At 36.4% G+C, this 24,871-nt stretch carries 23 protein-coding genes; 11 read left to right on the top strand and 12 right to left on the bottom strand.

Going from position 1 to position 24,871, the window contains the following annotated elements; translation table 11 throughout:
* Window positions 1-6 precede the first annotated feature (6 nt).
* From nirD to ACZ76X_RS16085, 4 genes are read left to right on the top strand one after another with little or no spacing between them, the layout of a single operon-like run.
* Window positions 7-324, top strand: a complete 318-nt coding sequence (gene nirD, locus ACZ76X_RS16100; RefSeq protein WP_479850980.1) for a nitrite reductase small subunit NirD — start codon at window positions 7-9, stop codon at window positions 322-324.
* A gap of 58 nt (window positions 325-382) precedes the next feature.
* On the top strand, window positions 383-1,807 hold the full coding sequence (locus ACZ76X_RS16095) for a uroporphyrin-III C-methyltransferase (RefSeq protein ID WP_479850979.1): 1,425 nt from the start codon (window positions 383-385) through the stop codon (window positions 1,805-1,807).
* Window positions 1,804-2,514, top strand: a complete 711-nt coding sequence (locus tag ACZ76X_RS16090; RefSeq protein WP_479850978.1) for a sirohydrochlorin chelatase — start codon at window positions 1,804-1,806, stop codon at window positions 2,512-2,514. Before ACZ76X_RS16095 ends, ACZ76X_RS16090 begins: the two co-directional genes overlap by 4 nt.
* Window positions 2,507-2,980 (top strand): precorrin-2 dehydrogenase, encoded by a 474-nt coding sequence (locus ACZ76X_RS16085; protein WP_479850977.1) that lies wholly within the window; start codon window positions 2,507-2,509, stop codon window positions 2,978-2,980. The genes ACZ76X_RS16090 and ACZ76X_RS16085 overlap by 8 nt, the downstream gene beginning before the upstream one ends.
* A 220-nt stretch (window positions 2,981-3,200) precedes the next feature.
* On the opposite strand, the gene ACZ76X_RS16080 is transcribed toward ACZ76X_RS16085, so the two are convergent.
* From ACZ76X_RS16080 to moaA, 7 genes are all read right to left on the bottom strand, one after another.
* A complete protein-coding gene (locus ACZ76X_RS16080; RefSeq protein WP_479850976.1) occupies window positions 3,201-4,118 on the bottom strand; it encodes an AEC family transporter in 918 nt (305 codons plus the stop codon).
* 425 nt (window positions 4,119-4,543) lie between these two features.
* Window positions 4,544-5,713 carry a nitrate transporter NarK gene (gene narK / locus ACZ76X_RS16075; RefSeq protein WP_000841865.1) on the bottom strand — a complete coding sequence of 390 codons (1,170 nt, stop codon included), beginning with the start codon at window positions 5,711-5,713 and terminating at the stop codon, window positions 4,544-4,546.
* 80 nt (window positions 5,714-5,793) lie between these two features.
* On the bottom strand, window positions 5,794-6,027 hold the full coding sequence (gene moaD, locus ACZ76X_RS16070) for a molybdopterin converting factor subunit 1 (RefSeq protein WP_479850975.1): 234 nt from the start codon (window positions 6,025-6,027) through the stop codon (window positions 5,794-5,796).
* Entirely contained in the window at window positions 6,024-6,494 is a 471-nt protein-coding gene (locus tag ACZ76X_RS16065) for a molybdenum cofactor biosynthesis protein MoaE (protein ID WP_479850974.1), read from the bottom strand. Before ACZ76X_RS16065 ends, moaD begins: the two co-directional genes overlap by 4 nt.
* A 44-nt stretch (window positions 6,495-6,538) precedes the next feature.
* Window positions 6,539-7,828, bottom strand: coding sequence for a molybdopterin molybdotransferase MoeA (locus tag ACZ76X_RS16060; RefSeq protein WP_479850973.1), 1,290 nt, complete (start codon window positions 7,826-7,828; stop codon window positions 6,539-6,541).
* Between the two features lie 42 nt (window positions 7,829-7,870).
* Complete coding sequence (locus ACZ76X_RS16055) at window positions 7,871-8,884, bottom strand: molybdopterin-synthase adenylyltransferase MoeB (protein ID WP_479850972.1); 1,014 nt, start codon at window positions 8,882-8,884, stop codon at window positions 7,871-7,873.
* 17 nt (window positions 8,885-8,901) lie between these two features.
* The gene (gene moaA / locus ACZ76X_RS16050) at window positions 8,902-9,915 is read right to left on the bottom strand and encodes a GTP 3',8-cyclase MoaA (protein WP_479850971.1); all 1,014 of its coding nucleotides are present in this window, start codon (window positions 9,913-9,915) and stop codon (window positions 8,902-8,904) included.
* Window positions 9,916-10,193: 278 nt separating this feature from the next.
* On the opposite strand from moaA, the gene ACZ76X_RS16045 reads away from it, so the two are divergent.
* Entirely contained in the window at window positions 10,194-10,886 is a 693-nt protein-coding gene (locus tag ACZ76X_RS16045; protein WP_000185188.1) for a Crp/Fnr family transcriptional regulator, read from the top strand.
* 93 nt (window positions 10,887-10,979) lie between these two features.
* Here ACZ76X_RS16045 and narI read toward each other — a convergent pair whose 3' ends face one another.
* The 4 genes from narI to ACZ76X_RS16025 are packed head-to-tail and all read right to left on the bottom strand — an operon-like array spanning window position 10,980 to window position 17,385.
* The gene (gene narI, locus ACZ76X_RS16040; RefSeq protein ID WP_479850970.1) at window positions 10,980-11,669 is read right to left on the bottom strand and encodes a respiratory nitrate reductase subunit gamma; all 690 of its coding nucleotides are present in this window, start codon (window positions 11,667-11,669) and stop codon (window positions 10,980-10,982) included.
* Window positions 11,670-11,686: 17 nt separating this feature from the next.
* Window positions 11,687-12,217 (bottom strand): nitrate reductase molybdenum cofactor assembly chaperone, encoded by a 531-nt coding sequence (narJ, locus tag ACZ76X_RS16035; protein WP_479850969.1) that lies wholly within the window; start codon window positions 12,215-12,217, stop codon window positions 11,687-11,689.
* Between the two features lie 19 nt (window positions 12,218-12,236).
* Entirely contained in the window at window positions 12,237-13,712 is a 1,476-nt protein-coding gene (narH, locus tag ACZ76X_RS16030) for a nitrate reductase subunit beta (RefSeq protein ID WP_229131391.1), read from the bottom strand.
* Window positions 13,702-17,385, bottom strand: a complete 3,684-nt coding sequence (locus tag ACZ76X_RS16025; protein WP_479850968.1) for a nitrate reductase subunit alpha — start codon at window positions 17,383-17,385, stop codon at window positions 13,702-13,704. Before ACZ76X_RS16025 ends, narH begins: the two co-directional genes overlap by 11 nt.
* A 472-nt stretch (window positions 17,386-17,857) precedes the next feature.
* On the opposite strand from ACZ76X_RS16025, the gene ACZ76X_RS16020 reads away from it, so the two are divergent.
* The 3 genes from ACZ76X_RS16020 to ACZ76X_RS16010 are packed head-to-tail and all read left to right on the top strand — an operon-like array spanning window position 17,858 to window position 22,259.
* Window positions 17,858-18,820: an AAA family ATPase gene (locus tag ACZ76X_RS16020; protein ID WP_479850967.1), complete on the top strand. Its 963-nt coding sequence runs from the start codon at window positions 17,858-17,860 to the stop codon at window positions 18,818-18,820.
* The gene (locus tag ACZ76X_RS16015) at window positions 18,820-20,034 is read left to right on the top strand and encodes a DUF58 domain-containing protein (RefSeq protein ID WP_479850966.1); all 1,215 of its coding nucleotides are present in this window, start codon (window positions 18,820-18,822) and stop codon (window positions 20,032-20,034) included. Before ACZ76X_RS16020 ends, ACZ76X_RS16015 begins: the two co-directional genes overlap by 1 nt.
* Entirely contained in the window at window positions 20,031-22,259 is a 2,229-nt protein-coding gene (locus ACZ76X_RS16010; protein ID WP_479850965.1) for a transglutaminase TgpA family protein, read from the top strand. The genes ACZ76X_RS16015 and ACZ76X_RS16010 overlap by 4 nt, the downstream gene beginning before the upstream one ends.
* Before the next feature lie 83 nt (window positions 22,260-22,342).
* Here the strand turns inward: ACZ76X_RS16010 and bsaA are convergent, their stop codons facing one another.
* Window positions 22,343-22,825: a glutathione peroxidase gene (gene bsaA, locus ACZ76X_RS16005; protein ID WP_000219424.1), complete on the bottom strand. Its 483-nt coding sequence runs from the start codon at window positions 22,823-22,825 to the stop codon at window positions 22,343-22,345.
* Between the two features lie 224 nt (window positions 22,826-23,049).
* On the opposite strand from bsaA, the gene ACZ76X_RS16000 reads away from it, so the two are divergent.
* The 3 genes from ACZ76X_RS16000 (at window position 23,050) to ACZ76X_RS15990 (ending at window position 24,848) form a co-directional block, all read left to right on the top strand.
* Window positions 23,050-23,259, top strand: a complete 210-nt coding sequence (locus tag ACZ76X_RS16000) for a DUF3925 family protein (RefSeq protein WP_000844977.1) — start codon at window positions 23,050-23,052, stop codon at window positions 23,257-23,259.
* Window positions 23,260-23,356: 97 nt separating this feature from the next.
* Window positions 23,357-24,328, top strand: a complete 972-nt coding sequence (locus tag ACZ76X_RS15995; protein ID WP_479850964.1) for an MBL fold metallo-hydrolase — start codon at window positions 23,357-23,359, stop codon at window positions 24,326-24,328.
* 85 nt (window positions 24,329-24,413) lie between these two features.
* Window positions 24,414-24,848, top strand: coding sequence for a hypothetical protein (locus tag ACZ76X_RS15990; RefSeq protein WP_479850963.1), 435 nt, complete (start codon window positions 24,414-24,416; stop codon window positions 24,846-24,848).
* Window positions 24,849-24,871: the final 23 nt, after the last annotated feature.

The following is a 24,871-nucleotide window of genomic DNA, read 5'->3' as shown; positions in this document are numbered from 1 at the left end:
ATCTATATGATACAAACGAAAGAAAAAATAAAAGTTATGCGTGCGGAAAATCTTCCTATTCAAATCGGTAAAGAAGTGCAAATGAAAGGTATGTCTATCGCCCTATTCCGCCTTTCAAATGGTGAGATTCGAGCTGTAGAAAATCGTTGTCCTCATAAAAACGGACCGTTAGCAGAAGGAATTGTATCTGGAGAATTCGTCTTTTGTCCGCTGCATGATTGGAAAATCTCACTAATAACAGGTGAAGTTCAAAAACCTGATGACGGCTGTATTCAAACATACGAAGTAGAAGTTATTGATGGTGACATTTATTTATACATGTAATTTACGAAAGGAAGCCTCCTCTGGCTTCCTTTTAAATAAAAATAGATGAGGTGCAATTATGAACGGATATGTATATTTAGTTGGTGCAGGACCAGGTGATGAAGGACTTATTACAAAGAAAGCGATAGATTGTTTAAAGCGTGCAGATATCGTTTTATATGACCGTTTATTAAACCCTTTCTTTCTTCATTATACAAAAGAAACATGTGAACTTATTTATTGCGGAAAGATGCCAAAGAATCATATTATGCGACAAGAAATGATTAACGCCCACCTCCTTCAATTTACGAAAGAAGGAAAAATCGTTGTCCGCTTAAAGGGTGGAGATCCATCTATTTTTGGCCGTGTTGGTGAAGAAGCAGAAACTTTAGCAGCAGCGAACATTCCATATGAAATTGTACCAGGTATTACATCTAGCATCGCCGCTAGTAGCTATGCAGGTATCCCCCTCACCCACCGTAACTACAGTAATAGCGTCACTTTACTAACTGGGCATGCGAAAGGTCCTTTAACCGATTATGGAAAATATAATTCATCTCACAATAGCGATACAATTGCCTACTATATGGGTATAAAAAACTTACCTACAATTTGTGAAAACTTACTACAAGCAGGAAAGAAAAAAGATACGCCAGTAGCAGTCATTGAATGGGGTACAACTGGAAAGCAGCGCGTTGTCACAGGAACACTTTCAACCATTGTTTCTATCGTCAAAAACGAAAATATTTCCAATCCCTCAATGACAATTGTTGGTGATGTCGTTTCCTTACGGGATCAAATCGCTTGGAAGGAACGTAAACCATTACATGGGAAAAAAGTTTTATTTGCATCCGCAACGAATAAAACAAGTTCAATGAAACAAAAGTTACAAGAAGACGGTGCAGAAATATATCAAATTCCTACTTTCAAAAAGGTAGAATACGCATTAACACTTGAACAAATCAATGAAATTTTTAAAGTTGATCGTCTTGTTTTTTGTTCAGCTGAAAGTGTAGAAATATTGATGCGATCATGTAGTAAACATCAGAAAGATATTCGTTCTTTACAGGCAGGGCTACAGCATATGAACGTTGCCACTCAAGAAAAACTTATACGATATGGGCTACTAAGTAAACAAGCAGAGTTCTCTTCCGATACAACAGTTTATTTAGGAAGAAATATTAATCGAATTGCTTTTATACAAGAAAAAATTGGTGCCGGGTCATACATGATGACTCATGAGTATACAATTGACTATCGTTTTGATGAAGTGCATTCTCGGATGCTTTCTGAATTCTCATGGGATAGCATTGTGTTTGAAGGGCGTGCCTCAATTGATACATTTTTATCAGAAATAAAACGACTTGGCTTTATCGATATCCTTACTCTCCCTTTCTCGTATACCGACGTTCCAACTTTACACTATGCGAATAAAGTTGGTTTTCATCATGTAGATGAGCAATTACAAAATATGATTATGAAGAAAGATTTGGTGATACGATGAAAGGAATTGTATATGTTGGACACGGGAGTCGCTTGCAAGAAGGTAATGAACAATTCATTCATTTTGTTCAATCTGTTATGAAAGAACGTAACGAAAGAACTCAAAAAATAGCTTTTCTAGAACTAACAACACCTACCATTTCGGATGCAGTTACAGAAGCGATACTAGAGGGAGCAACTGAAATCATGATTGTACCTGTTTTATTATTTGCAGCAGCTCACTATAAACGTGATATTCCTTTTGAAATAGAACAACTACAAAAGAAATGTCCACAAATAACATTTTCAGTTGTACCTCCTTTTAGTACGCATCCACATATGGTGGAACTTGTAGTGAAAAGAATACGTGAAGCTATGCCAATACAAGGTAGTAGTATTTTACTCGTAGGACGAGGCAGCAGTGATACACAGCCGATACATGAGTTACAACAAATCGGAGCAATTGTCGAACGAAAACTCGGCATGCCAGTATCGTGTTCCTTTTTAACGAAAGGAACACCCTCTTTTCCTGCTGAGCTGAAGACTATAACATCGACTGCCTCCCATGTATATGTCATGCCGTACCTTCTCTTTACCGGACTGTTGCTTCAAAAGATTAAGTTGCATACGAAAAAATACAATCACGTTACGACTTGTAACTGTCTTCAGTTTGATACATATATGAAGTTAACATTATTAGAACGAATGGAGGAATGTGTGTATGTATAACATGTACCCTCTTATGCTTAATTTAAATAAAAAAGTGGTCGTTATTATTGGTGGAGGTAAAATCGCATATCGAAAAGCGTCTGGATTAAAAAATACAGGCGCTTTTGTCACCGTTATCAGCCCAGAAATTTGCGAGGAGATGAAGGAACTTCCTTTTATTACTTGGAAGCAAAAAACTTTTAGTATTGATGATATTAAAGATGCTCACCTTATTTATGCAGCTACAAATCAACATGCTGTAAATCTGATGGTCAAACAGGCCGCCCACGATTTTCAGTGGGTTAACGTTGTAAGTGATGGTACAGAATCATCTTTTCACACACCTGGCGTCATCCGACATGATGAATATGTTGTCACTATTTCAACTTCAGGTAAAGATCCATCGTTTACGAAGCGTTTGAAGCAAGAATTAACATCTATACTTCCTAATCTTATAAAAAAGCTTTCTCGTACCCACAAATTATAATCTATTTTTCAGCTAAAATAGGAATTACCTTTGGACAAACGTTTTTTAGAAGCGTTTGTTCTTTTTGTTTTGGTTTCTTTTTTGAATTAAGTCGCTTGATTATCGGACATAGTACAATTGTAAACGACACCTAATATCTCAAAGACTATTTCCCTCTCATATCGATGGGATTTCCGTCCATCATTTACCGCCTCAAATCCATTCGGTTTTAAACGTATATTCAAAACAAAATATATGATAAATAAATAACGACAGTTACTGTAATAATGCTGAAAATTGTTGAAAATAAAACGATTTGTGCATGTAGTTCGGGCTCTATTTGATACTCCATAGCAATAGTTGATGTATTTCTTGAAGTAGGAAAAGAACTTGCAATAAATAATGATTGTGCAACAATACCATCAATGTTTAGTAGGTAGATCATGGCAAGTGCTAATAATGGCCCCATCAGTAACCTTCCAATTAAAGACCATGTTATAACTCTATGGAAAAAATTAAGCTTAATGTTGGCTAATTGTGCTCCTAGCAATATGAGCGCTATGGCAACAAAACTATTCGCAAGCTGATTAAGAGGTAGAAAGATAGAATTAGGTATTTGAATTGTAAACGATTGAAAGAGAATCCCTAGTACGAGCGCATGAAATACAGGCAGTCTTAGAAATGATTGAATAATACCTCCGATTGTTTTTGTTGCTGATAGTAAGTTATATATCCCATATGAGTAAGTTAAAAGATTCTGGAAAATCACAATGAAAATCTGAATGGAAATCCCCACTGGATTGTGACTGAAAATCAATTGACTTACTGGTAATCCATAATTACCGGAATTCATTAACGAAATGCTATTTTTTAGAGCTGCACTTTCTCCTTTTTCTAACTTTAATGTTTTTGAAATGAAATGACTTACTAGCATTAGACTCAGACTATAAAGCATTAAATAGTACATGATCTGGAGCAACAAACCTGTTTCTATACTAATATCATATATATTCACAAATACAGCCGCTGGCATCAAGCAATAATTAATAAGTGTAGATAGCTGCTTTAAGTTAAATTGGAACTTCCTTTGTAAGATTGCACCAATTAGCATCAATATTAACATTGGTACTATTACGTCTAATATAATGAAAATAAACATTTAAAACCTCATTCTACATATATTTTAGTTGGATTAAACGCTCTCTTTTCTTTAACATATCAAATATGGCTCACAAAGAAAATTACGAATTATTTATACAAATTCATAATTTTATCTTATCAACTAAAACTGTATTCTTTATTTTAAGTGGACTTTTTCACAATATCCATTAGCCTTACCCAAAAATCTGAACCTAAAAAATATGCAGTTTTTTCTTGTCATAAATACCTCTATATGTTTTTTGAATTTCGGAACATTTCAAGCTATTGATATATTTTTATACATATGAATAGATAGCTTTTAGAAAGGAGCGACTATTTATCAATTCGTTAGCAAACATTTGTTAAGATATTAATAAAAAACATATTGAAGCCTATTACTAAAAGAACCATCCCAAAATACTTCGGGACGGCTCTTTTTCTTTATTAATGATTCTTTAACATCACTAACAGCTTTTCTTGACTATACATCCACACTGTAATGATTAAACAAGCAAGTGCGACTTCTGATAATGCCATAAATCCAATTGCATAATGGCCTGTTAGTTGGAATAATAAAGTTAAAATTAATGGCGGGAAGAACCCTCCTAGTCCGCCTAAAGCTGAAACGAGTCCATTTACAATACCAGCTTGTTCAGAGAAGTACATTGGAACGAGTTTAAAGATTGTACCATTACCAATCCCTGCGCAAAATGCGACTAATAAGCAACCAAATGTATACACATTCATACTAGGCATAAATGATAAAATAATACCTGAAAGTGTTAAACCGATAAATACGAAGATTAATATTTTAAATGGGTTAAATTTGTCACCGAGCCATCCACCAACCGGACGCATAATTGTTGCGAGTACAATGAATCCAGCTGTCCGCATACCTGCATCCACTTTTTCTAATCCGAAGTGAGATACTAAAAAGTTTGGTAAGTACACTGTAAATGCGACGAATGATCCGAATGTTAAAAAGTAAAAGATACATAGAAACCAAAGTTTTTCATTTTTATATACACCTTTTATTTGTTCCATTAATGGTGTATTCACCTTTTTCTCCTTACGATCGCCTAATAAAAAGTTCATAAGTGCAAACGCTGCAAGTAAAACTAAATAACATTGTACTGTCGTTCTCCAGCCAACTGAAGTTGCGATAACAGGTGCTAAGAACGAAGTAATTGCTGTTCCGGCGTTACCGACACCGTAAATACCATTTACAAAACCGTGACTCTCTTTCGGAAAGTATTTCGGTAGTGAAGTTACACCTACGGAGAATACGGCCCCACCAATTCCGACAAATAGACCACCAATAATTAAATCCATCATTGAATTGGCAACACTAATATAAAAGACAGGAAATAATAATAGAATAAAACTAATAAAGAATAATTTTCTTGCTCCGAAACGATTTGTCCAATAACCAATTGGAATGCGAAGAACAGAACCTAAAATAACCGGTACTGCTGTTACCATAGAAATTTGTCCCGCAGTTAATGGAATATCCGCTTTAATATAAGGCATTAATGATGATAAAATGACCCATACCATAAAACCAATAACTAGATTAGAAGTTTGTAAACTTAATTGAAAATTAGGACTTTTCATCCTGTTCCCTCCTATGTATGTATAGTTATATTCATTCCCTCCGGCCTAATCATGTCCTAACATGATTAGGCTTAAAAGAATCAACCACCACTTACTGGCGGAATCATTGCTATAACATCGCCAGTTTGAATGATGTCATCCTCATTTGCATACTCTTCATTTATAGCAACCATAATCTCATTTGAAATCGCTACGTTGTATTCCTTAATAAGTACCTTCTTTAGTTCAGCAACTGTAATATTTTCACAATCGATGTGTAATGCTGGTTTGCTTACTTCTTCTTGTAAATGTGCAAATAATAGTACTTCAATCATATTCTCATCTCCTTTCCAGGCTCGCCATTCTCATATGCTACCTTTTCTAATTGATCACCAATCCAAGATTCACCATCTTCCCAAAACTCTTTCTTCCAAATTGGAACGATTTGTTTTATACGCTCCATAATATATTCGTTCGCCTCATAGGCTGCTTTCCGGTGTGGTGTAGAAACAGCGACAACAACAGCAAGATCAGAAATTTGTAATGTACCAATGCGATGTGTAATTGCCACATATGTTCCAGGCCATTTCTCCCCTACTTCGGTACCAATTTTCTCAAGCTGTTTTTCCGCCATTGTTTTATAAGCTACATACTCTAAATATAGCGTACGACGACCTTTCGTAAATTCTCTAACCGTACCAATGAAAGTAGTAACTGCGCCACACTCACGATGAATTACTTTGTTTGTAACTTCCTCAATTGAAATTGGTGTATCAATTACCTCATAATACAGATGTGTCATCTTGCACCTCTTATCTTCATATAAGTTAGCGATCTATTTTTCTCTTATTTGTACGATCGAAGCGGTTCTTCCCACGGCCACTCACTTCCGGCGTTTGATTCTAATAACAGTACTGAAACAGTTATTCCTGCTTCAAATCCCCTTGTTCCTCCCGGCAGGACAATAAATGCGTTCGCCTCTGCAAGTGAAGAAATTGCACTAGATTTATCTAAACCAAATGGTGTCGCTTGCAATTTTCCATTTACAATTTCCACTTTTCCTCTCACAAAACGAGTAAATGGGTTTGCTTTTGGAAAGTCTTTTTGTAAAATCGCCTCAGCACGAAATACGTGTGAATCTTTTCTATGCAAGTATGTTCGAATGACTGGTCTAACATATAATTCACAACCGACATAACAAGCAGAAGGATTACCAGATAAACCAAATAATAGTTTTCCTTCCACCTCAGCTACAGTTGTCACACTTCCTGGTCGCATCGCTATTTTATTGAAAAGTACATTAGCTTGTAATCTCTCATAAATAGCAGGTAAATAGTCATAGTCTCCTACCGAAACGCCACCAGTTGTAATTAAAATATCAACTTCTTTCATCGCTTTTTTTACAGTGTTATAGCACGCCTCAAAATCGTCAGCGAATTGTCCATAATACTGTACAATTCCGCCGGCTCGTTCAATTTGAGCAGCGATCATATAGGAGTTACTATTTCGAATCTTCCCTAGTTTTAATTGTTCATGTACTTCAAGCAGTTCACTTCCTGTCGTTACAATCCCAATAATCGGCTGTTTTACAACATGTACGGAACTATAACCAAACGTAGCAAGAAGTGCTGCTACTCCAGGATTAATAACAGTCCCTTTTTTCACAAGAATGCTATTTTGTTTTACATCTTCTCCTTTAAAAGAAATATTATCACCAGAAGAGAAAGAGCGTTTTAATACCATAAAAGTCTTTTCGTTTTCTTCAAAGCCTTCCGTTAGCTCCAACATAACAACCGCATTACACCCTTTCGGAATTGCGGCTCCTGTCATAATACGGACACCTTGAAATGCTTTTACTTCTTCTGTAAAAACAGACCCAGCTCCAATTTCGCCAATCACTTCAAACTGAATGGAATTACTGTTACTAGCTTCTTTTGTGTCTTCCGCTCGAATCGCAAATCCGTCGTACGGAGAACGATCAAAATGCGGAACATCATGATCTGCAATAACATCTTCTCCAAGCGTTCTACCGTAGCTTTCTATAAGAGAAACCTTTTCTATTTCGCCTTGGTGGGCATATTTCATTACACGCGCAACCGCTTCTGCTACTGGAATTGGTATACGTTTATCTAACATTCTTTTTCACCTCGTTTTAATAAGGAGAAACGCTCTTTCTGTTCATCCTATATATTTGGCGTATAATCGTTTTGCTATTTTCACATCATTTGTCCCATGAATAAATGCCCTACCGTCTGTAAATAAAACGAAACGATATTCATCAATTAGAAATGATAGTAAGTACGTCGTTTTTTTGACCTGTACACTTTTTTGTAACCGCTTTTGAATTTCGGTTAAATTAAGCTCTCTCTTTATTCCTGAACGGATTTGAACTGTATTCCGTCCGCATAACACTTCCGTTTTCATCTGCTCTTCAAATGTTAAACTAGGATACGTTCGTGATTTTCCACAAGATGGACATGTACTTTTTTTCTGTCTATTTACTTTTAATGAGAGATATTGATTGTTCCAAATATCAAATGATAACATCGTCCCTCTTAGCGACTCATAATCATCCATCAATATTTTCATCGCCTCTGTAACTTGATGCGCAACAACCATCTGTACAGTTGGCTGAATGATTCCGGCTGTATCGCATGTGGCACCGCCCATAGGATGATCCATCAGACAGCGAAAACATGGTGTTTTTCCCGGCAGAATTGTATACGTTACACCGTAACTTCCAACGCATCCACCGTATATCCAAGGTATATTTTCTTTTTGTGAAATATCATTTATAAGTAGGCGCGTATCGAAGTTGTCAGTGGCATCTATGATGAGATCCACTTCTTTTGTTAACTCTTCTATTTCTTGCATTGTGACATCCGTTACAACTGGTACAATTTCCACTTCAGAATTAATCTTTCTTACATGTCCTGCTGCTGCAATTGCTTTTGGTTTGCATTGCTTTGCATCTTCTTCTGTATATAACTGTTGCCGCTGTAAATTACTCCATTCAACGTAGTCACGATCGGCAATTGTCAATTTCCCAATCCCCATCCTAGCGAGTGCTTCTGCATTCGCAGCCCCTAGTGCACCTGCACCAATTAAGAGCACATGTTTCTTTCTTATTTTCCTTTGTCCCATTTCACCAATTCTAGAAAACAACACTTGCCTTGAATATCGCTCTTGCATAAGGAATCCTCCTTTCACTATCCGCCAATGTACGACATTTCAACTTTTTGACGTTTATTCGTACTTTCCGTCGTTCTTTCATCTGAATATCGATCTGTTCTATATCGCCATGTATGTTGTAAAATTTTTAATAGCGATGCATCAGAAATATTCTCTCGAAGAAGCGTTCGCAAATCCGTTCCTTTCGTTCCAAATAGACACGTAAAAAACTTACCGTCTGCCGAAATACGAGCTCTCGTACAAGAAGAACAAAATGACTCAGATACTGAAGTAATAAATCCAACTTCTGCATCGCTCCCTACATATCGATACAATTTCGCAACTTCTCCAAAGTAACGAGGTTTAACGGGCACAATCGGATACACACGATTAATTTTCTCTATTAGCTGTTCCTTCGTAATAACTTGTTCAAAATTCCATCCGTTCGTACTGCCTACATCCATAAACTCAATGAAACGAAGCTGAACTTCTTGTTCTTTAAAATAACGAGCCATATGAAGAATTTGACTGTCATTCATTCCTTTTTTTACGACCATATTTACCTTTACTTCTAATCCAGCAGCCTTTGCTGCTTCTATTCCTTTCAGTACAGGTTTTGTACTTACATTTCTTCCGTTAATTTTTTGGAAAACGTGATCCTCTATCGCATCTAAACTAATATTTACACGCTTTAATCCCGCGTCTTTTAGCGCCTTAGCTTGTTTTGCTAAATGAATTCCGTTTGTTGTGAGCCCAATGTCTTTTAAGCCTTCTAGTTTTATAAGCCTTGCTATTAACTGAGATAAGTCTTTACGCAATAATGGTTCACCGCCAGTAAGCCTAATTTTTTCAACACCCATACTTATAAATAACCTAGCTAGTCTCTCTATTTCATCAAAAGATAATAAAAACTCTTCCTGTAAAAAAGCATAATCAGGTCCGAACACTTCAGCAGGCATACAGTATGTGCACCTAAAATTACAACGATCAATAACTGAAATACGTAAATCTTGAAGTGGCCGTTCTAAAGAATCTTTCATTTTCTCGTGCATCTATATCCCTTCTTTTCTACTGCAATGCTTAGTAAGCTTTCGTTTTTTTATTTGCCTTCATTATAAAAAAGAAGCGACATATTCAATGTGACTTTTCTCACATTACTTTCCCCATTCAAAAATTCTTCACAAATCCGTTCGCATTTTGTTCACATCTTCAGTCACTACTCCTTACGGTCATTGAAATTTTACATCAATTTTGAAATAGCTCTTGCATTTTCAGCATACTTACACTCAAAATAGGAAATGTATTGCTTATAAGAAGAAAGGTGATTGCTGTGACAAACAGTATGAAATTATCTCAAGATTTAAAGGAATTACTTGCATCTGTTGAATATAAAATGCAGATAAAAAAAGGTAGTTTTATTTTTCAAGAAGGTATGGAGGCAACCGAACTCTATATTATCCACTCAGGAAAAGTACAAATTAGTAAACTTAGTGCTGACGGACAAGAATTAACACTTCGAATTTGTTCGGAATATGACATTATTGGAGAATTAACGTTGTTCACGGATAATGCAAAATATTTATTAAACTCAAAATGTCTTGAAGATGTTGAAGTAGGTGTAATAAAGCGTGAAGCGTTAGAAAAAGCATTACTCCAAAAACCCGCTCTTGTATTTGAATTTATGAAATGGATTAGTGAACATTTAAGAAGAATGCAAACGAAGTTCCGAGATTTAGTGTTACACGGCAAAAAAGGTGCCTTATATTCTACTCTCATTCGAATGACAAATAGTTACGGTGTATTAAAAGAAAATGGCATTCTCATCGATTTACCGTTAACGAATCAAGAACTAGCTAATTTCTGTGCAACTTCACGTGAAAGCGTAAATCGAATGTTAAATGAATTAAAAAAGCAAGGTACAATTTCTATTCATAAAGGAAAGATTACCATTCACGATTTACAATTTTTAAAATGTGAAATTGCTTGTGAAGATTGCTCTGCTTCTGTTTGTAGTATTGATTAGCGTCTTATTTAGGTACTTATACTTATAAAGAAAGCCGAGGTCTTCAATTAGATCTCGGCTTTCTTTATAAGTTACTAAACATATAAAACAACATTATTTTTTCAATTCATTTGGAATACGTCTTCTGTAAATTACATAACTACGGCTTACGTATTTAATTGGGGCACTAAAAACATGTACAAGTCTTGTAAATGGCCATACTGCAAATAGCCCCATACCTGCAATTAAATGAATTTTAAACCATACTGGCACTTCCGTCATATACTCAACTTTCGGTTGGAAAATAAAGAGACTTCGGAACCAAGGACCAATCGTTGTACGATAATCAAACCCTTTTGAGTCGATGTTTAAAAATGTTGAAGAAAGTCCTGCTAGCATTACGATAAGTAATAATATAAGCGCAATATAATCTCCCTTCGTACTCGTTGCAATGATACGTTTTACTGTTACGCGGCGGTACGTTAATATAATTAAACCGATGATTGAAGCAACCCCTGCCGGAAGCCCAAAACTAATTGCTACTACATGATACATATGCTCAGAAATACCTATTGAACGGTATACAGCTTCTGGAATTAAAATCCCCATAACATGCCCGCCAATTACGAACATAATCCCAAAGTGGAATAATATACTTCCGATTCGGAGCATTTTCTTTTCTAATAGTTCACTAGATTTTGATGTCCACCCAAATTGATCATAGTTGTATCTGAAAATATGTCCACCGATAAAGATTGCAAAAATGATATAGGGAAACAATACCCATAGAAATTGATCCATCATTTTGACAACTCTCCTTTCTAATTTGTCTGTACACCCCATGTATCGATTGCGAGTAGAACAGCCGCAAGAATTGGTTCATACATACTACCTGCTTCTTTTAACTGAACGTGTAATGCTTGTATATTCTCCTTGTATTTACTCATAATTGGTTCACTGTCTTGCTCATTTGCATTTGCAAAAAACTCTAGTAATAGTGGTAAATAATCAGGTAGTTCTTTATCTGTTACTTTAAAACCAGATTTTTTATAATGCTGCTTTAGCTCTAGTAATTCAATACCTCTTTCTCTTTGTTCACCGGTGTTCATATACGTAAGATACATATTCGTCTTTTTACCAAAATCAAATGTATATACGTAACCATCAATGAGTTGATCGTCTGTTTTATTTAATGCTTGTTGTATAAATACTGTAAGTGAAGCTTTAATATCGTCCTGTTCAATCGCTTCAATCTCTTCTTGTAATTCAGTTAAAGCTTCTCTCCACCCGGTTTCCGGGTAGGAGAGAAGGAATGAAGAATATGAAAAAGCAGTTTGTAAACTTTGTTTCATATGTTTCCGCCTCCATTATTTAAGAAATTGTCATACAAGAGCCCGGGCCACCTGCGAAGGATAAACCACAGCTTCCTTGTTCGTTATATAAATCTGCCACTTGTTCGCGGTGAGATGCCGGAATGACGAAGCGATCTTTATATTTCGCGATAGCAAGAAGACGATACATATCTTCTACATCCTGTTTCGTTAAACCGAGTTCTTTTAATACCGCTTCATTTGGTTCTTTATTAATTTGAAGTGCTCTCATATGCGTTCGCATAACAGCCATTTTTTTCAATGTAAGACGAATATGTGATTCATCTCCTGCAGTGAGTAAATTCGCTAAATATTGAATTGGAATACGCATATTATCAATAGCAGGGAAAATCTCTTCTGCTTGCCAGTTACTACCTTTTCCCTCCACCATATTCATAATTGGGCTAAGCGGCGGGATATACCAAACCATTGGCATTGTACGATACTCTGGGTGAAGAGGTAGAGCAATTTTCCAATCAATAATCATTTTATAGATTGGTGATTGTTGTGCCGCTTTAATCCATTCTTCAGGAATCCCTTGTTTTTTCGCTTCAGCTGCTACTTCTGGATCATTTGGATCTAAGAAAACCGTAAGCTGAGATTCATATAAATCTTTTTCATTTTCAACAGAAGCCGCTTCTTTTACTTTGTCAGCGTCATATAGCATTACCCCAATATACCGAATACGTCCTACACATGTTTCCGAACAAATTGTTGGCATACCTGCTTCAATACGAGGGAAACACATTGTGCACTTTTCAGCTTTATTTGTTTGCCAGTTAAAATACACTTTTTTATATGGACAAGAAGATACGCAAAATCTCCATGCACGACATGCATTTTGATCGACAAGAACAATCCCATCTTCTTCACGTTTATACATCGCACCAGACGGACAAGAAGATACACAAGATGGATTCATACAATGTTCGCATATGCGTGGTAAATACATCATAAAGACATTTTCAAAATCAGTTTTAATTTCTTCTTCCATTTTCTTTACGTTCGGATCTTGTAATCCTGTTATATGTCCACCAGCTAAATCATCTTCCCAGTTTGGACCCCATTCAATTTTATCGATAAATTCACCTGTAATTGCTGATTTCGGACGAGCAACTGGCTGATGCTTCCGCTGTGGACTATTTGTTAGCGTTTCATAATCATAGTTCCAAGGTTCAAAGTAATCATCAATCGTTGGTTGATCTGGATTGTGGAAAATATTCATAAGGCGCTTCATTTTCGAACCGGATTTCAGCTGAATTTCACCATTTTTCAATTCCCAGCCGCCTTTATATTTCTCCTGATCTTCCCATTGCTTCGGATAACCAATACCAGGCTTCGTTTCTACGTTATTGAAATACATATATTCAGCACCTGGACGATTTGTCCAGGTGTTTTTGCATGTTACGCTACAAGTATGGCAGCCGATGCATTTATCTAGGTTCATTACCATTCCGACTTGTGCTTTAATCTTCAAGCCAATCTACCTCCTTCAGTTTGCGAATTACTACGTTTAAGTCGCGCTGATTCCCCGTCGGACCATAATAGTTAAATCCATAACTCAATTGACCATATCCACCAATCATATGCGTCGGTTTTACGTGAATTCGAGTTGGACTATTATGCGTTCCCCCGCGGTTACTTGTTAATTTCGTACCAGGTACGTTTATATGACGATCTTGTGCATGGTGCATAAACGCCATTCCTCTCGGTATACGATGCGTTACAACAGCACGTGCTACAACAACACCGTTACGGTTAAAGCACTCGATCCAATCATTATCCGCAACGCCTGCTTCTGCAGCATCCTCTTTATTCATCCAAACGGTTGGACCACCTCTAAACAGCGTTAACATCGGCAATGAATCGAAATACATGCTATGAATGGACCACTTATTATGCGGTGTTAAATAGTTCAATGTAATCTCTTTTCCTTCTACTTCAGGCCGTGATTTACGGAACGGTTTATGTTGCAGAATTGGTTTAAATGTTGCCATCGTTTCGCCAAATTCTTTCATCATGTCATGATCTAAATAGAAAGATTGTCGTCCAGTGATTGTTCTCCACGGGATAAGGCGTTCCACATTTGTTGTAAATGGTGAGTAACGGCGTCCACCTTTTTCAGAACCTGTAAAGGCTGGAGAAGTAATTACTGTTTTAGGCTGCGCTGTAATTTGTTCAAATGTGAAGCATTCTTCTTCACGTTCTTCTGCTAAATCACGTAATTTTAAATCCGTTTGTTTTTCAAGTGCTTCCCATGCTTTTACAGCCATATGACCGTTTGTTGTAGAAGAAAGCGTTAATACCGCTTCAGCTGCATTAATTGCCTCTTTTATATCTGGACAACCTTTCGCGATAGAATCTGTTCGAACGACTCCTAACCGGCTCTTTAATTGCTCATATTCCTTTTCCGCCGACCAAGAAATCCCTTTCGTACCAATCGGTTGTTTTCCGGCATTTGGTCCTAGTCCAGTCATTTTGTCATAAATCGTTTTATAATCTCTTTCGACAACATGAATTTGTGGCATCGTTTTACCCGGGATTGGTTCACACTCACCCTTACTCCAATCTTTAATCTTACCAAGTGGTTGAGCTAATTCTTGCGGTGTATCGTGAAGAAGTGGTGTTGCCACAACTTCTTTCATTGGTTCAAGATTAATTTTCTTCGCTAAATCCGACACAGCTTTAGAAAGAGAAGTGAAAATATCCCAATCAGAGCGCGCTTCCCACGGTGAACCGATTGCTGGATTAAATGGATGTACAAATGGATGCATATCTGTACTACTTAAATCATGTTTTTCGTACCAAGTTGAAGCAGGTAAGACGATATCAGAATAAAGCGCTGTTCCAGCCATACGGAAATCTAAATTAATGAGTAAATCAAGCTTCCCTTCTGGTGCTTCTTCATGCCATTTAATTTCTTCTGGTCGCAATGAATCACTATCATCATTCATTAATCCGTTCGTTGTACCTAACAAATGTTTTAAGAAATATTCATGTCCTTTACCAGAACTTGAAATTAAGTTTGCACGCCATACGAATAAGTTGCGCGGGAAGTTATTTTTGTTATCTGGATCTTCAATCGCGAATTTCAGTTCTTTTTCTTTTAGTTTTTGCGCAACGTATTTTCCGATTTCTTCTTGCGTTGTTGCACCAGCAGCAACAGCTTCTTTATATAATTCAATTCCATTTTTCTCGAATGTTGGATACGAAGGTAACCAGCCAAGTCGCGCTGCTAATACGTTGTAATCACCGTGATGTTGATAACGAGGGTTGCCTTCTACTGGTGATGCTAAATGTCCAACTGGTGTATCTTCATAGCGCCATTGATCTGTTACGAAATAGAAGAAAGATGTACCATTTTGTAATTTCGGTGGTCCTTGCCAATCTTTTGCCATCGCGATCGTTTGCCATCCTTCTGCTGGTCGTAATTTTTCTTGACCAACGTAATGCGCCCAACCACCGCCGTTTACACCTTGTGCCCCAACGAGAAGAACAAGATTTAAAACGGCCCGATAAATCGTATCAGAGTTAAACCAATGGTTAATACCAGCTCCGACAATAATCATTGAGCGACCATTTGTATCAACGGCATTTTGTGCGAACTCACGAGCGATTTGAATAATAAGCTCACGTTTTACTCCTGTCATCTTCTCTTGCCATGCAGGTGTAAACGGTATGTCATCATTGAAGTCTTTCGGCTCTTGTCCGCCAAGCCCGCGGTTCACACCATAATTTGCTAACGTTAAGTCGTATACAGTTGTAACGAACACTTCGCCGTCTTCTGTCATAACCTTTTTCACTGGAATTGTACGTTCTAATACTTTGTTTCCATCATCAGAGAAGTACGGAATTTGTACCGTTCCAACATTATCTTCCATTCCAAGTAAAGAAAGACGTGGATCAATTTTTTCGCCTGTTTCTTCATCTTCTAAACGTAAGTTCCATTTCTTTTCGTTATCCCAACGCGACCCCATTGTGCCGTGAGGTGTTGCAAAATCATTCGTATTCTCGTTCCAAAGTACAGGTTTCCATTCTCCTAACTTCGTTTCGCGTCCAATATCAGAAGCATTTAAGAACCGATCAGCAACGAATTGATCTCCTTTTTGTTTCAATGTGACGAAGAAAGGAAAATCAGTATATTGTTTCGCATACTTTGTGAAGTATTCCACTTGATTATCTACGTAAAATTCTTGTAAGATTACGTGCCCCATTGCCATCGCAAGTGCACCATCTGTACCTTGTTTCACACTAATCCAATCATCCGCAAACTTTGTAGATTCAGCAAAGTCAGGACTGACAGAAACGACTTTCGTTCCTTTATATCGAACCTCTGCTAAAAAGTGAGCATCTGGTGTTCTCGTCATCGGTACATTTGAACCCCACGTCATAATGTAACCAGAGTTATACCAGTCACTACTTTCTGGTACATCTGTTTGATCACCCCAAATTTGCGGAGAAGCTGGTGGTAAATCTGCGTACCAATCATAGAAACTAAGCATCGGTCCACCCATAAGTTGCATAAAACGGCTACCAGCTGCATGACTTAACATCGACATAGCTGGAATTGGTGAGAAACCGACATTTCGGTCTGGACCATATTTCATTACTGTGTATAGTAAAGAAGCTGAAACGAGTTGTAATACCTCATCCCAATTCGCACGAATAAATCCCCCTTTACCACGCGCCTGCTTATACGTACGTGCCTTTTCAGGGTTTTCCACAATGCTTTTCCAAGCGTCTAATGGTGACTCATTATTTTGCAACTCTTCTTGCCACATATTCCAAAGAACACCACGTACATATGGATATTTCACACGAAGTGGACTATAAATGTACCAAGAAAAGCTCGCTCCACGTGGACATCCTCTCGGTTCAAAATCAGGCATATCAGGACCTGTAGTCGGATAGTTAAGCTCCTGCCCTTCCCAAGTTACAATTCCATCTTTCACATATATATTCCAACTACATGAACCAGTACAGTTCACGCCGTGTGTAGAACGAATTACTTTATCATGCTGCCAACGCTTTCTGTACACATTCTCCCATTCACGATCTTCATATGTTTCTTGTGTATGATTATCGTTATAACGATCTATTGGTGAAAAATATTTTAAACGTCTCATTAGTGCTGAATGTTTCTTCTTCATACTGTTCACTCCTTTAATACGTCTCTCTTACATACCCTTACTATAAGAGAGGTTGTAAAATTCAGATGTGACATTTCGCACAGTTCAAGAGATTGTCAAAAATTCATTAGAGAATAAGTTTGTGAGAAGATTTTTTGTTTCATTGTGAAGATTTATCGTTAATCTTGATTATTAAGAGAATAGTATGTTGAGTTATCAACTATTTTGCAAAAGAAAAAACGTAGGAAAAGCCCCTACGTTTTTCTTTATAAATATATGAAACAGCCATTTGAATGTATTTATAAAACTAGAAATCATTATTTACCATATTGCCCTTAGTTACTGAAACAATTATACTAGATGTAATCGCAATAAATAATCTGAATATTCTCAGAATTTAAGATAGGAGCTTTACTACTCGTAAATAGAAGAATACATTCTATTTTTCACTAAATAGATTAGAAAACGATAATAACACATTAGGAGGATTACGATGCACCAGTTTGATTCATTACATCCCGTTATAGAAAAAATAATTAACAATATTGAAAAATTAATGGTCGGAAAAAGAAAAGAAACGATTTTAGCTTTGACAGCTCTCTTAGCTGAAGGTCATGTACTATTAGAAGATGTGCCTGGCGTTGGGAAAACAATGTTAGTACGCGCTCTTTCTAAATCCATTGATGCTGATTACAAGCGAATTCAATTCACACCTGATTTACTACCGTCAGATGTAACAGGTGTTTCTATTTACAATCCGAAAGAGCTCCAATTCGAGTTCAAGCCTGGGCCAATCATGGGGAATTTTATACTTGCTGATGAAATTAATCGTACATCTCCCAAAACACAATCTGCCTTACTTGAAAGTATGGAAGAAGGCAATATTACAATAGATGGTATGACAAGACCGTTACCAAAACCGTTCTTTGTAATGGCTACACAAAATCCGGTCGAATATGAGGGAACATATCCTTTACCAGAAGCCCAGCTCGATCGTTTCTTGTTGAAGCTAAAAATGGGATATCCTACACCAGAAGAAGAATTTGAAATTTTAAACCGGATGGAAAAAACGAACCCACTATCCCATTTACAAGCTATTACTACAATAGAAGAATTACTGTATTTACAACAAAGCGTACGGGAAGTAAGTATGGACAAAGCAATCAAGCATTACATTGTAAAGCTTGTTAGTCAAACTCGCTCTTATAGTTCTATACAACTAGGTGCAAGTCCGCGTGGCTCGATTGCTTTAATGAAAGCTTCACAAGCTTATGCATTCATCCATGGCAGAAATTATGTTATTCCAGACGATGTTAAATTTTTAGCTCCTTACGTGTTGGCTCACAGACTCATTCTAAAAATGGAAGCAAAATTTGAAGGAATAACAGGAGAACAAGTTATTTCAAAAATCGTTGCACGAACTACCGTGCCGACTCAAAGGAAGATGAGCCTTTAATGAAACGCATGCTACGAGCACTATATTACGTTACGAAGTTATTACTAATCCCTTTATGCCTGGTGTTAACATTTGTGTATGCTATGCTTCAAGGAGGATTTGTAAGTTGGTTTTTATTTTACAGTATGGTTCCTATTGGTCTTTATTCACTATTACTCCCCTTCTACGCTTTACGGGGTGCTGAAGTAAAAAGAATAACAAATCAAAACGATTATGTAGCAGGAGAACCTTTTTTAAGCACGATTACAATAAAAAGAAAATTTCCTTTCCCCTTACTTTATTTAGTTATAGAAGATGAATTGCCACCACACTTTACAAGTTGTAGACAAACAAAGATGAATAAAACAATACTCTTTCCAGGAGTAAAACGAAATTTTTCGTTTCAATATGCAATTGACACAATCCCTAGAGGAGAGCACACTTTTTCAAGCGTACGCGTCAAAACTGGTGATCTATTCGGTATGATGGAGAAAGAAGTAACTTTTTCAGCTCCAGATACATTTTTAGTCTATCCTCAGTATGTAGATATAACGTATCAGCAATTGGAAAACCATTTCGAACAAGGAGCGCTCTCAGCAAATATAAATTTCACAAAAGACTCTACCATTTCTGTCGGTGTGAGAGACTATAAACCTGGTGACCGCTTTTCATGGATTGATTGGAAAGCAACTGCAAGAACAAACAACATTATGACGAAAGAGTTTGAACAACAGCGCAGCTATAATATTATGATATTCATAGACAGAACTGAATCCCCTCTATTCGAATCAGTCGTCACATTTACTGCCTCTATTGTCAGGGCTGTCTTGAAGCAAAATTCACCGGCGTCATTTGTGTCTGTCGGAAAAGAACGAACTTTTTTCCCTTTAGACAATGGAGATAGTCAGTTGCAGCAAATCTTTTGTCATTTAGCGAAAGTACAAGCGGACAGTGTATTCCCGATCTCCCGGAGTGTAGAAATGGAATTAAGAAAAATTTATGAGCCCGTAACAATTATACTCGTGACAAGCGATCTTTCTCCCGATATTCAAAAGGCAGCTGACTATGCCGCTATACAAAATAGAAAATTACTAGTTTTTATTGTAAAAGAAAAACCAAATCAACTTTCACATCGAGAACTCAGTATTCTAGAAACTCTACAAAAACGAAAAATATTTGTAAATGTAGTTTATGAAAACCTATATACAAACGTGTTTTTTGAGGTGAGCAAATGACGACATTACAAACAAAATACAAATGGGATATGATTAGATTCCTCCTGCATGTATGTGCATTTCTACTTTTACTAGAATGGATAAGACCCGTTATAGGTATTACAAACGTAGGTAGATTAGATATTTTTGTAATATTTATAGGAATTTGCTTCACTCTTTCTTTTTTTCAAATAAGGTGGCAAATTCCACTAAAGATCGTGACGATTTTATTCATCATTCATTTCCTGTATTATAAAAATGCTTTTATTAATCCAACTTGGCTAACGAAATTTTTTACTGATATTTCTCGAAATTCCTCCCTGTTATTTCAGGGGAATTTACTAGATATTTCTCCTGTTTTTCCAACACTTTTATTTTTTTTATCATTTTGGTTTTTGAGTTCTTTCATCTCTTTTTGGATGATTCATAAAAAGCGTGGATTGTTATTTCTTATATTGACTATTATTTATATCACCGCTTTTCATAACTTACATGTATACAATGCAAACTACGCTATTATTCGTACTGTTGTCATCGGCTTTTTTATGCTTAGTCTTATCCGCATAGAACGAATAAAAGAGAGTGAACACTTACAAAATTATGCTAGAGAAATCTCAAAATTACTTAGACCTCTTACAATATTTATTGTATTGTCAGCAACCATCGCATACTTCGCTCCAAAATTTGGTCCTCAATGGCCAAACCCAATGGATTTTTTACAATTCAACACATCCGAAGCAAGTAAACAGCAAGAAGTTTCTAAAGTTGGGTATGGTTTAGATGACTCACGATTAGGTGGTCCTTTTAAAGCAGATCCTACAATTGTTTTTACAGCAGCAACGCAAAACAAACAATATTGGAGAGTAGAAACGAAAGATTTTTATACCGGAAAAGGTTGGGAAGTTTCTGAAAATCAAAAGAAGGTTACTTTTAAAAATAAAAACGACGTCGTGAGTTGGTACGAACAAAATACAAAAACAGAGACAACTAAGGCAACAATCACCATGCAAAAAAGTTATCCGCACCTTACCTATCCAGCAGGGTTAGTATCAGTTGAGGCTTCTTCCGATGTATCATACAGCGTTGACCCATTTTCAGAAAAAATCTATACGATGGACGGAGACTCTTCTACTACTTTAAATTCTTATAAAGTAACATATGAGGTCCCGGAGTTTTCCATAGAAAACTTGAAAGCTGTAAAAACGAATGAAGGTCAAGAAACAAATCCTTATTTCATGACAAAGTACACGCAACTTCCCGAATCATTACCGCAGCGAGTAAGAGACTTAGCTGTTAATCTAACAAATGATAAAAACAACCGATATGATAAAGTATTAGCTATTGAAAACTACTTCACCGACCATTCTTTCGTATATGAAACAATGAATGTGTTGTTCCCTGCCAAAAACCAAGATTATGTTGATCAATTTCTTTTCGATACAAAAAGTGGCTACTGTAATAATTTTTCGACGTCTATGATCGTGCTACTTCGTTCTGCCGGTATTCCTGCTCGCTGGGTAAAAGGTTATACAGAAGGAACTCTCGATAATACGTTTGTGGGTGCTGAAGGTGAGGATGTTTATAAAATCGCGAACGATAACGCACACTCTTGGGTCGAAGTATATTTCGCTGGATACGGATGGATTCCATTCGAACCAACAAAAGGATTTACGAATCCCTATAATTTCACAAATAATACTCCTGCTCCTACTTTACAAAATAGCGAAGAAACTAATTCTCAAAATGCGCAAATGCACCAAAGAAACAATGAAGCAAAGCTCAAAAGTTTAATTGAAGATACAGAAGACGCTCCTACTAAAAAGCTTACAAATTCTAAAAATGGACTTTCTTGGTGGTACATATTCCTCTCTACGATACCAATCAGTATCATCGGATACATTCTCTTCACCACTAGAATGAAATGGATTACATTTTTTATTATTCTTTTCTACAAATACCGAAAAGATGATGCTGTTTATAGCAAAGCTTACAGCGCACTTTTGAAACAATTTGCGAGAATCGGTATACGACGGGGTGAAAGTCAAACATTCCGAGAATATGCTCTCCACATCGATACACTTTACAACTCGAATGATATGCAACAGTTTACTTTCAGTTATGAAAACGCTATGTATCAAAAGGGACAGGCCGCAGCGGAATGGGGAAAATCCGTACACTTATGGGAAGTGCTTATGAAAAAAGCAGCTTCTCCGCCTAAATCAAATGACTTCCATTCAGTGATTTAATGTTGATAATGTGAATGTAAAGAAAATGCCTCAAAGAACAAAGTAGTTCTTTGAGGCATTTTTTTATAAAGTGAAACTTCTCGTTATTCTCCAAGTACCTTCTCAATCTCAACCTCTAAATCCACCGGCTTCGTCTGCGGCGCAAAACGCCCTACTACTTTCCCGTCTTTTCCAATTAGAAACTTCGTAAAGTTCCATTTCACTGCTTTCATACCGAGTAAACCTGGTGCTTGTTCTGTCATGTATGTATACAGAGGATGAGCCTTATCGCCTTTCACATCAATCTTTGCAAACATCGGGAAGTTTACACCGTAGTTTAACTCACAAAAACTAGTAATATCTGCTTCTGTACCTGGTTCTTGTCCTCCAAATTGGTTACAAGGGAAACCGAGTATTTCAAGTCCTTGGTCTTTATATTTATCATATACTTCTTGTAATCCTTTATACTGCGGTGTAAAACCACATTTGCTAGCTACATTTACAATAAGAAGCGCTTTTCCTTCGTAATCTTTTAACGATTTATCTTCTCCTGTTATCGTTTTAGCTGAAAAATCATAAACTGTCATTGTCCTTACCCCTCTCTTCACTATCATTCTATGTTTATACTATACTACATTCGTGAATATACAGCCCTTATTACGTACTTACAACCAGAAATGATAGCGCTTTATTTTCGTTCAAAAATTCGACACAAACTACTAGACTTTTAAGATGCAAAGTTTTACAATTGAATTGTGAACAAAATGTGACAGTTTATATTCTATTATTATAGAAAAGGATGGTGTTCAATATGAAAACTGCACAACATGAAACGATTTCAAATCGCGAGTTTTATTTCGTACTATATATGATGTTATTGTATGTGATTGGCTGGGTAATCGATGTAAATGGTTTATTTTTAAGCTCCTATTTTAATTTAGCTGGAGAAATTATGCTTCCATTAGTTGGCGGTATTGTTGGGCTGTTCGTTATGTCTATCAATAAACAACAAAAGCAATAATTACAATACAAAAAGGCAGAAAACGAGGCTTTCGTTTTCTGCCTTTTTGTATTTTTAGCGTATAATAGTTACATACCTTATATAAGGAGTGGTAAAGATGAAAAAAGTAGAGCAACTATCTTCTCACCTATATCTTATTGATGATTTCGATCTACAGCATAATGAACGAACAGGTACATACGTTTTATTAGGTGACGATATTACTTTAATTGAAACTTGTGCAGCCCCTTCTCTTCCGTATATTTTAGACGGCTTACAACAATTACATATTGACTTAAACGATGTAAAAAACATTATTGTTACACACGTTCATTTAGATCACGCTGGAGCCGCTGGTTTAATGATGAAACAGTGCCCAAATGCTACGTTATATGTGCATTCTCGCGGTGCTCGTCATATGATTGATCCAACAAAACTCATTTTAGGCGCAAAAGCTGTATACAAAGAAGATTTCGATAAACTGTTTGATCCAATTCTTCCTATAGAAGAAGAACGTGTTCGTATTGTACAACATGGTGATACGTTAAAAATTGCCGAAGACCGCATCCTTACATTTTACGATACACCGGGGCATGCAAAGCACCATATTAGCATTCACGATTCATTAACAAATGGCATTTTTACTGGCGATACAATTGGCATTTATTATAGAGAACTCGCAGACGTTGGTGTAGAACTATACCTTCCTTCAACATCTCCTTCACAATTCCAACCAGATGCGATGATTGCTTCTAAAAATCACATTCAAAGTATGAATGTAGATACTATTTATTTCGGCCATTACGGCGCGTCCTCCAATGTTACAGAAGTATATAACCAGCTTGAACATTGGTTACCTATTTTCGTTCATACTGGAAAAGAGGTCTTTGAACAGTATAATGATTTCGATGAAGCGACTAAAGCTTTACAAACTGTATTAATGGATAAGATTTCTTCCCACCTTACAAAGTTAAACGTTCCATCAGATCATTCCGTTTATAATATTTTACATTTAGATATAGAAATTAGCGCGATGGGCATTATTGATTATTTCACGAAGCAAGAAAAAGCAAACTCCACTATTAAATAACCGTATAAGAAGAGATATACAACAGTAGTTATTGTATATCTCTTCTTTTTTTGAATATATTTTGAGTAAAGGATGGTGGAATACAATGCAAAAAGTAATGCTATACCTCTGCTTTACATTATTTATCGTCTTATTATTATTTGTCGGAGTGAAAATTCAATTTTATTTAGATACAGATGCGCAGGTGAATTTTAACGTGTATCCAAGGTTATTCTACTTTACACTCTTCCCTCTTATAGTTGGCATTTTATTACGATTCCTTCAATCCATTAATCGCGAAACGAGTAAACAAAACTGGCGCTTTCAGCCGGATAAATTTATCGCTATTACAGTGCCTACGCTATTCATTTCCTTTTCTCCAGCTCTACTCTTTTCACCAGTTGGTGCATACCTACCTTATTTAACTAATATTATTCTTATCAATACTACTTTTGTTACGATAATAAGTTTAATAGCTGGTTATTCACTTTTAGATTGTTTTATACAAAAGGACCATGCAAATATGAAAAAATATAATTGAATGCTCTATTTTCTTTCAATAAA

This window comes from Bacillus sp. BC05(2025), from assembly GCF_056725905.1.
This window is presented reverse-complemented; position numbering and strand designations above follow the sequence as displayed.

What these genes read in the sequence shown, in the direction of transcription:
- nirD (WP_479850980.1), top strand. Translation starts at nt 7, where the DNA reads ATGATACAAACGAAAGAAAAAATAAAAGTTATGCGTGCGGAAAATCTT.
- ACZ76X_RS16095 (WP_479850979.1), top strand. Translation starts at nt 383, where the DNA reads ATGAACGGATATGTATATTTAGTTGGTGCAGGACCAGGTGATGAAGGA.
- ACZ76X_RS16090 (WP_479850978.1), top strand. Translation starts at nt 1,804, where the DNA reads ATGAAAGGAATTGTATATGTTGGACACGGGAGTCGCTTGCAAGAAGGT.
- ACZ76X_RS16085 (WP_479850977.1), top strand. Translation starts at nt 2,507, where the DNA reads ATGTATAACATGTACCCTCTTATGCTTAATTTAAATAAAAAAGTGGTC.
- ACZ76X_RS16080 (WP_479850976.1), bottom strand. Translation starts at nt 4,118, where the DNA reads ATGTTTATTTTCATTATATTAGACGTAATAGTACCAATGTTAATATTG.
- narK (WP_000841865.1), bottom strand. Translation starts at nt 5,713, where the DNA reads ATGAAAAGTCCTAATTTTCAATTAAGTTTACAAACTTCTAATCTAGTT.
- moaD (WP_479850975.1), bottom strand. Translation starts at nt 6,027, where the DNA reads ATGATTGAAGTACTATTATTTGCACATTTACAAGAAGAAGTAAGCAAA.
- ACZ76X_RS16065 (WP_479850974.1), bottom strand. Translation starts at nt 6,494, where the DNA reads ATGACACATCTGTATTATGAGGTAATTGATACACCAATTTCAATTGAG.
- ACZ76X_RS16060 (WP_479850973.1), bottom strand. Translation starts at nt 7,828, where the DNA reads ATGTTAGATAAACGTATACCAATTCCAGTAGCAGAAGCGGTTGCGCGT.
- ACZ76X_RS16055 (WP_479850972.1), bottom strand. Translation starts at nt 8,884, where the DNA reads ATGCAAGAGCGATATTCAAGGCAAGTGTTGTTTTCTAGAATTGGTGAA.
- moaA (WP_479850971.1), bottom strand. Translation starts at nt 9,915, where the DNA reads ATGCACGAGAAAATGAAAGATTCTTTAGAACGGCCACTTCAAGATTTA.
- narI (WP_479850970.1), bottom strand. Translation starts at nt 11,669, where the DNA reads ATGATGGATCAATTTCTATGGGTATTGTTTCCCTATATCATTTTTGCA.
- narJ (WP_479850969.1), bottom strand. Translation starts at nt 12,217, where the DNA reads ATGAAACAAAGTTTACAAACTGCTTTTTCATATTCTTCATTCCTTCTC.
- ACZ76X_RS16025 (WP_479850968.1), bottom strand. Translation starts at nt 17,385, where the DNA reads ATGAAGAAGAAACATTCAGCACTAATGAGACGTTTAAAATATTTTTCA.
- ACZ76X_RS16020 (WP_479850967.1), top strand. Translation starts at nt 17,858, where the DNA reads ATGCACCAGTTTGATTCATTACATCCCGTTATAGAAAAAATAATTAAC.
- ACZ76X_RS16015 (WP_479850966.1), top strand. Translation starts at nt 18,820, where the DNA reads ATGAAACGCATGCTACGAGCACTATATTACGTTACGAAGTTATTACTA.
- ACZ76X_RS16010 (WP_479850965.1), top strand. Translation starts at nt 20,031, where the DNA reads ATGACGACATTACAAACAAAATACAAATGGGATATGATTAGATTCCTC.
- bsaA (WP_000219424.1), bottom strand. Translation starts at nt 22,825, where the DNA reads ATGACAGTTTATGATTTTTCAGCTAAAACGATAACAGGAGAAGATAAA.
- ACZ76X_RS16000 (WP_000844977.1), top strand. Translation starts at nt 23,050, where the DNA reads ATGAAAACTGCACAACATGAAACGATTTCAAATCGCGAGTTTTATTTC.
- ACZ76X_RS15995 (WP_479850964.1), top strand. Translation starts at nt 23,357, where the DNA reads ATGAAAAAAGTAGAGCAACTATCTTCTCACCTATATCTTATTGATGAT.
- ACZ76X_RS15990 (WP_479850963.1), top strand. Translation starts at nt 24,414, where the DNA reads ATGCAAAAAGTAATGCTATACCTCTGCTTTACATTATTTATCGTCTTA.